This is a genomic window from Streptomyces sp. NPDC002130 (genome assembly GCF_040296465.1).
In the GTDB taxonomy this organism is placed as follows: domain Bacteria; phylum Actinomycetota; class Actinomycetes; order Streptomycetales; family Streptomycetaceae; genus Streptomyces.
Genome location: NZ_JBEOXI010000236.1, coordinates 1 through 12,326 on the forward strand (window position 1 = coordinate 1; position 12,326 = coordinate 12,326).

General features: G+C 72.1%; 11 protein-coding genes. 7 read left to right on the plus strand and 4 right to left on the minus strand.

From position 1 onward, the window contains the following. The 5 genes from ABT116_RS32745 to ABT116_RS32765 form a co-directional block, all read left to right on the plus strand. Window positions 1-871: alpha-glucosidase C-terminal domain-containing protein (locus tag ABT116_RS32745; RefSeq protein WP_351641201.1), on the plus strand; the 871-nt coding region annotated here is incomplete at its 5' end. A gap of 191 nt (window positions 872-1,062) precedes the next feature. After that, window positions 1,063-2,505, plus strand: coding sequence for a maltokinase N-terminal cap-like domain-containing protein (locus ABT116_RS32750; protein ID WP_351641204.1), 1,443 nt, complete (start codon window positions 1,063-1,065; stop codon window positions 2,503-2,505). Window positions 2,506-2,535: 30 nt separating this feature from the next. After that, complete coding sequence (gene glgB, locus ABT116_RS32755) at window positions 2,536-5,499, plus strand: 1,4-alpha-glucan branching enzyme (protein ID WP_351641206.1); 2,964 nt, start codon at window positions 2,536-2,538, stop codon at window positions 5,497-5,499. A gap of 132 nt (window positions 5,500-5,631) precedes the next feature. After that, window positions 5,632-6,096 (plus strand): hypothetical protein, encoded by a 465-nt coding sequence (locus ABT116_RS32760; RefSeq protein ID WP_351641207.1) that lies wholly within the window; start codon window positions 5,632-5,634, stop codon window positions 6,094-6,096. Beyond that, the gene (locus tag ABT116_RS32765) at window positions 6,093-6,503 is read left to right on the plus strand and encodes a hypothetical protein (RefSeq protein WP_351641209.1); all 411 of its coding nucleotides are present in this window, start codon (window positions 6,093-6,095) and stop codon (window positions 6,501-6,503) included. The genes ABT116_RS32760 and ABT116_RS32765 overlap by 4 nt, the downstream gene beginning before the upstream one ends. A 37-nt stretch (window positions 6,504-6,540) precedes the next feature. On the opposite strand, the gene ABT116_RS32770 is transcribed toward ABT116_RS32765, so the two are convergent. The 4 genes from ABT116_RS32770 to ABT116_RS32785 all read right to left on the minus strand — a co-directional run bounded on the left by ABT116_RS32770 (window position 6,541) and on the right by ABT116_RS32785 (window position 10,254). Further along, entirely contained in the window at window positions 6,541-8,772 is a 2,232-nt protein-coding gene (locus ABT116_RS32770) for a HelD family protein (RefSeq protein ID WP_351641211.1), read from the minus strand. Between the two features lie 176 nt (window positions 8,773-8,948). After that, window positions 8,949-9,281, minus strand: a complete 333-nt coding sequence (locus ABT116_RS32775) for a thioredoxin family protein (protein ID WP_351641213.1) — start codon at window positions 9,279-9,281, stop codon at window positions 8,949-8,951. Between the two features lie 5 nt (window positions 9,282-9,286). Beyond that, entirely contained in the window at window positions 9,287-9,715 is a 429-nt protein-coding gene (locus ABT116_RS32780) for a MerR family transcriptional regulator (RefSeq protein WP_351641215.1), read from the minus strand. A 29-nt stretch (window positions 9,716-9,744) separates the two neighbouring features. Next, window positions 9,745-10,254: an Lrp/AsnC family transcriptional regulator gene (locus tag ABT116_RS32785; RefSeq protein WP_351641217.1), complete on the minus strand. Its 510-nt coding sequence runs from the start codon at window positions 10,252-10,254 to the stop codon at window positions 9,745-9,747. Window positions 10,255-10,299: 45 nt separating this feature from the next. Between ABT116_RS32785 and ABT116_RS32790 the strand changes: the two genes are divergently transcribed. Next, complete coding sequence (locus tag ABT116_RS32790; RefSeq protein ID WP_351641219.1) at window positions 10,300-11,211, plus strand: NAD-dependent epimerase/dehydratase family protein; 912 nt, start codon at window positions 10,300-10,302, stop codon at window positions 11,209-11,211. 1 nt (window position 11,212) lies between these two features. Continuing rightward, on the plus strand, window positions 11,213-12,106 hold the full coding sequence (locus ABT116_RS32795; protein WP_351641221.1) for an aldo/keto reductase: 894 nt from the start codon (window positions 11,213-11,215) through the stop codon (window positions 12,104-12,106). The last annotated feature ends 220 nt before the right edge of the window (window positions 12,107-12,326 follow it).

Sequence of the window (12,326 nt, forward strand, 5' to 3'; positions counted from 1 at the left end):
CGGCGGCGACGAGTGCCACATGGCCTTCCACTTCCCGGTCATGCCGCGCATCTTCATGGCCGTACGCCGCGAATCCCGCTACCCCGTCTCGGAAATCCTGGCCAAGACCCCGGCCATCCCCTCGGGCTGCCAGTGGGGGATGTTCCTGCGCAACCACGACGAGCTGACGCTCGAGATGGTCACCGACGAAGAGCGCGACTACATGTGGGCCGAGTACGCCAAGGACCCCCGCATGCGCGCCAACATCGGCATCCGCCGCAGGCTCGCCCCGCTGCTGGACAACGACCGCAACCAGATCGAGCTGTTCACGGCCCTGCTGCTGTCGCTGCCGGGCTCGCCGATCCTGTACTACGGCGACGAGATCGGCATGGGCGACAACATCTGGCTCGGCGACCGGGACGCGGTGCGCACGCCGATGCAGTGGACGCCCGACCGCAACGCGGGCTTCTCCTCGTGCGACCCGGGGCGGCTGTTCCTGCCCACGATCATGGACCCGGTCTACGGCTACCAGGTCACCAGCGTCGAGGCGTCCATGGCCTCGCCCTCGTCGCTGCTGCACTGGACCCGCCGCATGATCGAGATCCGCAAGCAGAACCCGGCCTTCGGACTCGGCTCCTACACCGAGCTCCCCTCGACGAACCCGGCGGTGCTGGCGTTCCTGCGGGAGTACGAGGACGACCTGGTGCTGTGCGTGAACAACTTCTCCCGTTTCGCACAGCCCACCGAGCTGGACCTGAGCGCCTTCGAGGGGCGGCACCCGGTGGAACTGTTCGGCGGGGTCCGCTTCCCGGCGATCGGCGAGCTGCCGTATCTGCTGACGCTCGGTGGCCACGGCTTCTACTGGTTCAGGCTCCGCAAGGAGACCATGTGAGGCCTGAAAAGGCCTGTTGAGGCCCGATCCGCGGGACGGGCCGCAAACCCCGGCGGCGGGGCGTTTCCTCCGCCCCGCCCGGGGCACGCATCAGTAACACCCCGCCCACCCGCGTGAGCCGGAGGGGCGCCGTCCGGGGCCGGTCGCAGGCACCGGAGGCGCACCACAAATGGGTGAAAGGACGCGACGCCATGTCGGAAGCCGTCACACGCACCGTCACCACCCCGCCCGGCCTTCTGGTCTCCCTGGATCCGCTGCTGCGGGAATGGCTGCCGCGGCAGCGCTGGTTCGCGGGCAAGGGACGGCCGGTCACCGGGTTCACGCTGGTCGAGGCCACCGAGCTGCTCCCGGCCACGTCCAAGCTGGGGCTCTACCACCTGCTCGTGCGCGCCCACCAGCCCGTCACGCCGACCCACGGTGCGCCCGGCCACCCCGGCGACTGCTACCAGCTGCTGATAGGCGTGCGCGAGGCGCTGCCGCCTCGGCTGGCGCCCGCGCTCATCGGACATGTGCCGACGGGGCCGCTGGCCGGCCGGACCGTCTACGACGCCCTGCACGACACCCGGCCCGCCGAACTGCTCCTGGAGGCGCTGCGCGCCCAGGCCCGGGTCGGACGGCTCCGCTTCGAGCGGGACCCCGGCCAGGACATCCGCTCCGGACTGGTGCCGCGCGTGGTGACCGCCGAGCAGTCCAACTCGTCGATCGTCTACGGAGATACGTTCATCCTGAAGCTGCTCCGCCGGATCGTGCCCGGGGTCAACCCCGATCTGGAGCTGCCGCTCGCGCTGGCCCGGGAGAACTGCCCCCGGGTGCCCGCGCCGACGGCCTGGATGGTCGCGGACATCGCCCCCACGGCCGACCCGGTCGTCGCGGCGGGCCCGGGCGACCTCGCCGGCCAGCCCTACGTCCTGGGGGTGCTCCAGCCGTTCCTGCAGGGCGCCTCGGACGGCTGGGAGCTGGCGCTGCGCGAGCTGGCCAAGGGCGAGGACTTCGGCGCCGAGGCGCGGGCACTGGGGCGGGCCACCGCCGAGGTGCACACCGCGCTGGCCGGGGCGTTGCCGACCGTCACGCTCGGTCACTCGCAGCTCGAGCTCATGGTCGGCGGCATGATCGAGCGGCTGGACGCGGCCGTCCAGGCGGTGCCCGCGCTGCGGCCGTACGCCCGTGGGCTGCGGTCGGCGTTCACGGCGCTGGGCGATCTGGCCGCCGAGGGCCGCACCTGGACCGCGCAGCGGGTGCACGGCGATCTGCACCTCGGGCAGTGCCTGCGCTCGCCGTCCGGTGAGTGGCGGCTGATCGACTTCGAGGGTGAGCCGGCCCGGCCGCTGGCCGAGCGCCGCATGCCGCAGCCGGCGGTGCGTGACGTCGCCGGCATGCTGCGGTCCTTCGACTACGCGGCACGCTCGGCCGACCCGCCCCAGCCGGACTGGGCCGAGACCTGCCGCTCCGCGTACTGCTCCGGCTACGCGGAGGCCTCCGGCCGCGATCCGCGCACCGACCCGGTGCTGCTGCGGGCCTACGAGACGGACAAGGCGATCTACGAGGTGGTGTACGAGGCCCGGCACCGCCCCGACTGGCTGCCGGTGCCCCTGGCCGCCATAGACCGGCTCGCCTCGACCGGCCACCTGACCTGACCGACCACCCTCGTCCTGGAGGCTCCGCCCGTGACCCCCCGCCCTGAGTCCAGCGGTTCGCGTCCCAAGGGGACCGCCGGGGAGAAGATCCCCGAGCAGCCCACGGCCGCCCAGCAGAAGAGCGCCGCGAAGAAGACGGCGGTGCCCAAACAGGCAGCGGCGAAGAAGGCGGCCCCCGCGAAGGCGACCGCCAAGAAGGCCGCCGCCGGCAAGACCACCGTCGGCAGGACGGTGGCCAAGAAGGCGGCGACGAAGAAGGCCGCCGCCGAGAAGCCATCGGTCGCACAGCCCACGCCGGAGAAAGCGGCGGCCGTGAAGAAGACCGTCGCGAAGAAGACGGCGGCCAAGACGGCCGTGAAGAAGACGTCCGTGAAGAAAACCGCGGCGAAGACGGCCGTGAAGAAGACCCCCGCCGAGAAGGCCACGACGGTCAGGGCGGCGGCGGCCAGGAACACCGCCACGAAGGCCGCGGCAGCGGACGTCACGGCTGCCGGGTCTCTTGCGGCCGAGTCCCCCGCGACGAAGGCCGCCGCGAAGAAGGCAACGGCGAAGAAGGCCACCGCGACCAAGGCCCCCGCCAAGAAGACCGCCGCGAAGAAGGCGCCCGCCACCAAGGCCCTCGCGAAGAAGGCGCCCGCCACCAAGGCCCTCGCGAAGAAGGACACCGCGGCCAGGACCACCGCATCCAAGGCCCCCGCCGAGAAGGCCCTCCCGAAGAAGAGCGCGGTCAAGAAGACCCCGGCCCGGAAGGCCCCTGCCGAGAAGGCCGCCGCCGCCCAGGTCGTTCCGCCGGAGATGGAGGTCACCGTCTCGCCCGCCGTCGCCGCGGTGGACCGGGAGCGGCTGCTCGGCGGCACGCACCACGACCCGCACTCCGTGCTCGGCGCGCATCCCGTGCCCGGCGGCGTCGCCTTCCGGGCGTTCCGGCCGTACGCCCTGGCGGTGACCGTCGTCGCCGGGGAGCTGCGAGCCGAGCTGCACGACGACGGGGAGGGCTTCTTCTCGGGGCTGCTGCCGCTGCGGGAGGTCCCGGCGTACCGGCTGATCGTGGAGTACGAGGGCACGGTCCTGGAGACCGAGGACGCCTACCGCTTCCTGCCCACCCTGGGCGACCTCGACCTGCACCTGATCGGCGAGGGCCGGCACGAGGAGCTGTGGACGGCGCTGGGCGCGCACCCGATGACCCACGAGGGCGTGACCGGCACCCGGTTCGCGGTGTGGGCGCCGAACGCGCGCGGTGTGCGCGTGGCCGGCACCTTCAACTTCTGGGACGGCACCGGACATGTCATGCGGTCGCTGGGCTCGTCCGGGGTGTGGGAGCTGTTCCTGCCGGACATCGGCGAGGGCGAGCTGTACAAGTTCGAGATCACCCGTCCCGACGGTTCGAAGACGCTGCGCGCCGACCCGCTGGCCCGCCGCACGGAGGTACCGCCCGCCACCTCGTCGGTGATCACGTCCTCGGAGTACGAGTGGGGCGACGCCGACTGGGTGGCCCGGCGCGCCGAGGTTCCCGCGCACGAGGCGCCGTTCTCGGTGTACGAGATCCATCTGCCGTCCTGGCGACCGGGTCTGACGTATCGCCAGCTTGCTGATCAGCTCCCCGGGTACGTGAAGAACCTGGGCTTCACGCACGTCGAGCTGATGCCGGTCGCGGAGCATCCGTTCGGCGGCTCCTGGGGTTATCAGGTGACCGGCTTCTACGCGCCGACGGCCCGGCTGGGCACGCCGGACGACTTCCGGTACCTGGTCGACAAGCTGCACCAGGCGGGCATCGGCGTCCTCATGGACTGGGTGCCGGCGCACTTCCCGCGCGACGCCTGGGCGCTGGCCGAGTTCGACGGCCGGCCCCTGTACGAGCACGAGGATCCGCTGCGGGCCGCACACCCCGACTGGGGCACGCTGGAGTTCGACTTCGGGCGCAACGAGGTGCGCAACTTCCTGGTCGCGAACGCCGTGTACTGGTGCGAGGAGTTCCACATCGACGGGCTGCGCGTGGACGCCGTCGCCTCCATGCTCTACCTCGACTACTCGCGCGAGCCGGGCCAGTGGACACCGAACGAGCACGGCGGCCGGGAGAACCTGGACGCGGTGGCGTTCCTGCAGGAGATGAACGCGACGGTGTACCGCAGGGTGCCCGGCGTGGTCACGATCGCCGAGGAGTCCACCGCGTGGGACGGTGTCACCCGGGCCACCCACCACAAGGGCCCGAGCGGCTTCGGCGGGCTGGGGTTCGGGCTGAAGTGGAACATGGGCTGGATGCACGACTCGCTGCAGTACATGAGCCACGAGCCGGTGCACCGCAAGTACCACCACGGGGAGATGACCTTCTCCATGGTGTACGCCTACAGCGAGAACTACGTGCTGCCGATCTCCCACGACGAGGTCGTGCACGGCAAGCGTTCCCTGGTGTCGAAGATGCCCGGCGACTGGTGGCAGCAGCGCGCCGGGGTCCGGTCCTACCTCGGCTTCATGTGGGCCCATCCGGGCAAGCAACTGCTCTTCATGGGGCAGGAGTTCGCCCAGGGTGCCGAGTGGTCCGAGGCGCACGGCCCCGACTGGTGGCTGCTGGATCCGGGCTACGGGGCGGAGCCCGACCACCGCGGTGTGCGTGACCTGGTCCGCGACCTGAACACCGTGTACCGGGCGACCCCGGCGCTGTGGCGCCTGGACACGGACCCGGCCGGTTTCGAGTGGATCGTCGGGGACGCCGCCGACGACAACGTCCTCGCCTTCCTGCGGCTGGACCCGGAGGGCGTCCCGGTGCTGGCGGTGTCCAACTTCGCGCCGGTCACCCGCGAGGACTACCGCCTGGGCGTCCCCGACGACGTCCCCGCCTGGCACGAGGCCGTGAACACCGACGCGGCCCGCTACGGCGGCAGCGACGTCACCAATCCCGACCCGGTCAAGCCCGAACCCGTGGCCTGGCACGGCCGCCCGGCCAGCATCCGGCTGACGCTGCCGCCGCTGGCGACGGTGTGGCTGCGCCCTGCCTAGGCGGGCCTGTGACAGGGGTGTGACCGGAGGAGTGGCCTCCGTCACAGCCCGTCCCCGCCGGGAGTGGTGGGGTGGCCGCATGCGTGTCACCCCACTCCCCCGCCGGCCCGGAACGAGCTGAGGCCCTTGCTGATGGGTCTCGGTCTCGCGGCGGTCTGTGCCGTCGCCGCGCTCGTCGCCACCGCGGGGGCCCTCGCCATGGCGTTGCCCGGGCGGCCCGAGCCGTGGTCCGTGCATCTCATGCGCCGGACGGCGGCGGCCACCGCGTGGGCGGCCGTCGCCGTGTACTCCCCGGGCCTCTTCGCCGTGCTGGACTCGGAGTCGGCCTTCAACGACGGAGCGAACTCGGTCCCGGCCCCGGCCTGCCGCGACGGTTTCGACCCGGCCACGATCGAAGGGCTGAGTCACCACCGGTCCTCGTACCTGCCGCTGCGCTTCGACTGCGTCCGTGACGACGGCTCCGTGTACCCCAGTGATCCCGACTACGGCTGGATGAACGGGACGAGCGCCTCGCTCGCCCTGGCCGCCGCCCTGCTCTTCATCGGCACCGGATACGCGACCGAACTGCGCGCCCGCAAGGCGGCCGTGAAGCCATGACGTTGCTTCCCGTCTTCGCCGCCCTGGTGGTCGGCTGGGTCGCGCTGCGCGGGCTGCTGGCGCATCCGTTGCTGCCCCTGTGGGTGAAGACCTCGGTCTTCTGGTCGGTGCCGCTCGGCGCCGTCACCTGGGTGTTCATCATGGCGGCGGACGATCCCGTCCTGTTCCCGGAGACCGCCCCCTGCCCCAGGGAGCCGTACGAGGAGGGCGTCATCGGAAGCGGGAAGGTGTCAGGGGTCTCCACCCCGTTTCCGCCCCGGGCCTACTGCCTGTGGGAGGACGGCACCGTCTACGAGCTCGCGCCCGGGGCCGAGTTCCTGTTCTGGGTCTTCTTCGCCCTGACGGTCGTACCGCTCGCGGCCGGGCTGTGGCACGCCCTGCGGGATCCGAGGTCGCTCCTGCAGTAGACGGGCCCCGTACCCGGGCGGGTACGGGGCCGCTCCGCTACCCGAACGCGGCCGCCAGGGGCTTCGGCAGCTCCCCGGTGTGCAGCACGCCCAGCCGCTGGGTGGCCCGGGTCAGGGCCACGTACAGGTCGCTGGTGCCGTACCGGCCGGGCTCGACCACGAGGACGGAGTCGAACTCCAGGCCCTTGGCCTGGCGCGGGTCGAGCAGGACGACCGTCTGCGTGAGGTCGGGTTCGGCGCCCGCCGTGACGCCGTCCAGCCGTGCCGCGAGGGAGCGGTGGAGGTCGCGCGGGGCGATCACCGCGAGCCTGCCTTCGGCCGGGGTGAGCTCCCCGACCGCCTTGGCGACGGCGCCCGGAAGGTCGTCGGTGGCACGCGCCCAGGGGCGCACGCCGGTCGAGCGGACCGAGCTGGGCGGCTCGAAGTCCGGGTTCTCGGCACGGACCACGGCCGCCGCGACGTCCATGATCTCGGCCGGGGTGCGGTAGTTGACGCCCAGGCGGGTGTGCTCCCAGCGGTCCTCGACGTACGGCGAGAGGATGCCCGACCAAGACCCGACCCCGGCCGCCTCCGCCGTCTGGGCCGGGTCGCCGACGAGAGTCATCGAGCGGGTCGGGCTGCGCCGCATCAGCAGCCGCCACGCCATCGGCGACAGCTCCTGCGCCTCGTCGACGATGATGTGCCCGAACGCCCAGGTGCGGTCGGCGGCGGCGCGCTCGGCGGCGCTGCGGTGATCGTCCTCCTCGTGCCGCTCGGCGAACCGCTCCGCGTCGATGATGTCGTGCGCGGACAGGACCTCGGAGCTTTCGGGGTCGTCCTCCTCCTTGTCCTCGAACTCGTAGGTCCGGGACGCGTAGGAGACGTCGAGCACGCCCTGGGCGTAGGCGATCTGCCGCTGCCGCTCACGCTCGGCGCGGTCGCGGGCGAGCCGGTCGTCTTCGCCGAGGAGTTCGGCGGCCTCGTCGAGCAGCGGCACGTCCGCGACCGTCCAGCGCCGGGTCACCGGACGGCGTACGGCGTCGGCGTCCTCGGCGGGCAGGAACTCCTCGGGCGCGGCGAGGAAGTCGGCGACGAGCCGCTGCGGCGTCAGAAGCGGCCACAGCTGGTCGACGGCCGACCACACTTCGGGGTTCTCGGCGAGGTCGTCGCGGATCTGCGTGATGTCGCTGGGGTCGAGCAGGCTGGACCCGTCGAAGGGGTCGGTGCCGATCCGCTCGGCGTACAGGTCGGTGAGGGCGTTGAGGATGTGGCCCTCGAAGTACTCGCGGGCGGCGTTGTGCGGCAGCTTGGCGGCACGGGTGCGTTCGCGGGCCACGTTGACCAGGCCGTCGTCGAGCATGAGGACCTCGCGGTCGTGCTCGATGGCGATCACCGGGTCGGGCAGCGCCTGCCGGCTGCGCACGACCTCGGCGAGCACGTCGGCCATACCGGCCCGGCCCTTCACGGTGGCCGCCTCGGGCGTGTCGGCCGCGGTCGCCTTCACCCCGGGGAACAGCTCGCCCACGGTCGCGAGGAGCACACCGGTCTCACCGAGGGAGGGCAGCACCTCGCCGATGTAGCCGAGGAACGCCGGGTTGGGCCCGACGATCAGCACGGCCCGCTTGGCGAGCAGCTCCCGGTGCTCGTAGAGCAGGTAGGCGGCGCGGTGCAGGGCGACGGCCGTCTTGCCGGTGCCCGGGCCGCCCTCCACCACCATGACGCCGCGGTGCGGGGCACGGATGATGCGGTCCTGGTCGGCCTGGATGGTCTGCACGATGTCGCCCATGCGGCCGGTGCGCGCCGAGTTCAGGGCGGCGAGCAGCACGGCGTCGCCCGTCGGGTCCTCGTGGCCGGTGCGGGTCTCGTCGCCGAGGTCGAGGATCTCGTCGTGCAGGTGGGTGACCCGTCGGCCGTCGGTGGCGATGTGCCGGCGGCGCCTGAGGCCCATCGGGGTGTGACCGGTGGCCAGGTAGAAGGGGCGGGCGACATCGGCACGCCAGTCGATGAGGACGGGGGTGTGCTCGGCGTCGTCGGTGCGCAGGCCGATGCGGCCGATGCGGTGGGTGACGCCCGAGGTGAGGTCGATCCGCCCGAAGCACAGGGAGCCGTCCACCGCGTTCAGCGCGGCGAGCAGCCCGGAGCGCTCGGCGACGAGGATGTCCCGCTCGAGTCTGGCCTGCATGGGGGTGTTGCCCTGCGCGAGCGCGTCCGTGACGGAGGTCTCGGCGTCGCCGCGCAGCGCGTCCACGCGCGCGTACAACCCGTCGATGAATTCCTGTTCCTGTCGCAATTCATCGTCCGGAAATTCGGTGTTTGACAATTCCGCTCCCGCCCGGATATACTGTGCTCACTGAACTTCACTGTGACGTCAATCAAGTTGAAGTCACGAACAAACAAATATACGCAAGAAAATCCCCCGAGCGCAATTGCTCGGGGGATTTCCTGTTCACCGGGCGGGTCGCCTGGCTAGACCACGTCGGCCAGCTCCTCCAGCAGCTTCCGTTTGGCCCGCGCGCCGACCATCGCCTTCACGGGCTCACCGCCGCGGAACACCATGAACGTCGGCATGGAGAGCACCTTGTAGGCGTTGGTCGTCTCCGGGTTGGCGTCCACGTCGAGCTGCACCACCTTCAGCCGGTCGCCCTCCTCGGCGGCGAGGGCCTTGAGCACCGGCCCCATCTGCCGGCAGGGCGGGCACCAGTCGGCGGTGAACTCCACCAGCACCGGGAGTTCCGCGCCGAGCACCTCCGCCTCGAAGTCCGCGTCCGTCACGTCGGTAACACCGGTCACTCTGGTCACTCCGGTCACCATGGGTCCCCTCCCAGCTCGCACACGGGCTCCGGACCGCCCGGAACCTCCGCCTCGGCGGCCAGCTCGGCCCGCGCCAGCTCGGCCCGCTCCAACTGCCGCGCCACGGTGTCCCGCACGCCCGTCAACTGGCCGATGAGCGCGTCGAGGTCGCCCAGCTTGCGCCGGTAGACCGCGAGCGACGCCGGGCACGAGTCGCCCTCGGGGTGCCCGGCCCGCAGACACTCCACGAACGGCCGCGTCTCCTCCAGGTCGAACCCGAAGTCCTGAAGCGTCCTGATCTGCCGTAGCAGGCGCAGGTCGCTCTCGTCGTAGCTCCGGTAACCGTTGCCCGTGCGCCGCGCGGGCAGCAGCCCCCGCGACTCGTAGTACCGCAGCGTCCGCGTCGTGGTCCCGGCCCGTGCGGCCAGCTCGCCGATTCGCATGCGCTCGAACGTAATCCTTGACCCCGGCGTCAAGGCAACAGTGGTTTCCGCTCCACCGGGGAGGTCAGCACGATCGACGTCGTGGTGCGGCCCAGCGCGGAGACGGCCTCCAGGACCTCCTCCAGGTGGACGGTGTCCCGCACCGCGACCTTGAGGATCCAGCAGTCCTCCCCGACCACGTGGTGCACCTCGGTGATCTCGGGCCGCTCGATGAGCTCCAGGGTCCTGGGGTGCTTGAGGGTGTAGCCGCCGTGCGGGTTGACGCGGATGAACGCCTGGATGCCGTAGCCGAGCCGGGACGGCACGACATGGGCCCCGTAGCCGCTGATCACACCCGCGGCCTCCAGTCGCCGCACCCGTTCTGTGACGGCCGCGGGGCTCAGTCGGACCCGGCGGCCCAGCTCGCTGAGCTTGATCCGGCCGTCGGTCTGGAGCAGCTGGAGGATCTGCCGGTCCAGCGCGTCGAAGGCCACCGATGTTTCGTCGGCGGCGGTCCGCAACTGCCGTGGTTCTTTTGGCGCGGCGGCCTGAACTCCCATGGTTCCCCCTTCAGAGCGTGGATGTACGCCGGGAGAATTATGGCCATGGAAAAGGTTCTGGACGTCCTGGTCATCGGCGGCAACCGGTATGTCGGAAAGCGTCTGATCGCACGGCTGCTCGCCGAAGGCCACCGCGTCACCGTGCTGAACCGGGGTTCCTCCCCGCCGCCCGCCGGGGTGGAGCATCTGCGCGCCGACCGGGACGACGAACGGTCACTGACCGACGCGCTCGGCTCCCGCGTCTTCGACGCCGTCGTCGACCAGGTCTGCTACACCCCGCGCCAAGCCGCGATCGCCCGCCGTGTCTTCGCCGGCCGTACGCGCCGCTATGTGATGACGTCGACGGTCGAGGTGTACGAGTACGAGGACTCCCCCGTCCTCGTGCGCGAGGAGGCCGTCGAACCGTCCACCGTCGCCGTCGACCTGGACCTGCCCTGGGACGACCCCGCATTTCTGGAGGCCCATTACGGGGAGGGCAAGCGGCAGGCCGAGGCGGTCCTCGCGGCCGGACCGGAGTTCGAGTCCACGGTGGTGCGGGTCGCCCATGTGCTGGGCGGGGACGACGACTTCACGGGCAGGCTGGCCCACTACGCCGAGCGGATACGCACCGGCGAGCCGATCGCCGTGCCGGCGGTGAACCGGCCGGCCACCTACGCGTACGTCGAGGAGATCGCCCGGTTCCTGGCCTGGGCGGCGGGCGAGGACTTCACCGGGCCGGTGAACGCCGCCTCCTGCGGGGTGCTGAGCACCGAGGAACTGTGCGCGGCGGTGGCCGCTCATGTTCCCGGCCGCCGCGCGGAGTTCCGGGCCGTGGAGGTCGGTGAGGTCTCGCCGTTCTCCTTCCGCCGCGCCTACGGCATGGACAACGGCCGGGCCACCCGACTCGGTTTCACCTTCGGCGACGCCCGGCAGTGGCTGCCGCGTGCCGTCGCAGAGACGCTCGGGAAGGGCGACTGACATGCGGTACAGAACCCTTGGCGGGCTGCGGGTGAGTGCGGTCGGGCTGGGCGCGATGCCGCTGTCCATCGAGGGCCGGCCGGACGAGGAGCGTGCCGTGGCCACCGTGCACGCGGCGCTCGACGCGGGCGTGACCCTCCTGGACACGGCCGACTCGTACCATCTGCCGGGCGCGGAGCCCGGGCACAACGAACGTCTGGTGGCCCGGGCGTTGGCCTCGTACGGCAGTGACACCTCCGGCGTCCTGGTGGCGACGAAGGGCGGACGCGGCCGGCCGGCGGGCGGTGACTGGACGGTGAACGGCTCCCCCCGCCACCTCAAAGCCGCCGCCGAGGCGTCGCGCAAGCGGCTCGGGGTGGAGGCGATCGGCCTCTACCAGCTGCACAAGCCCGACCCCGCCGTGCCTTTCGAGGAGTCGGTCGGCGCGCTGCGCGAGTTGCTCGACGCGGGCACGATCCGGCTGGCCGGTGTGTCCAACGTGGACGCGGACCAGATCCGCCGGGCCCGCGAGATCCTCGGCGACCGGCTGGTGTCGGTGCAGAACCGGTACTCCCCCGCCGTCCGGGACAGCGAGCCGGCCTTGCGGCTGTGCGCGGAGCTGGGGCTGGCGTTCCTGCCGTGGAGTCCGCTGGGCGGGCTGGCCCGCAGCTCCCTGGACGGGCCGTCGCGCACGGAGGGAGAGCAGCGCTTCGCCGCCTTCCACGCGGTGGCGGCGGAGCACGGTGTCAGTCCCCAGCAGGTCGCTCTGGCCTGGCTGCTGGCCCGGTCCCCGGTGGTCGTCCCGATCCCGGGGGCCAGCCGGCCGCGGACGATCAGGGACTCTGCCGCCGCGGCGGACCTACTGCTGACGCAGGAGGAGCGGGCCCGGCTGGACGCGGCGGCCGGGGCGGCGTAGGACCGGCCGGGCCGACGTGGGACCGGCCGCGACTGCGACGCCGCCCGCATCAGGGCGACACGCCACGCTCGCGAACTGCCCGGGACGTCCCCGGGGGCCCGCCGGCCCCGAGCGCCCCCGGGAGGCGGCCGGCCCCGAGCGCCCCCCGCGATGCCGCCCGCCCAGAGCACCCCTGGGATCCCGCCTGCCCGGAGCGTCCCTGGGATCCCGCATGCCCGGC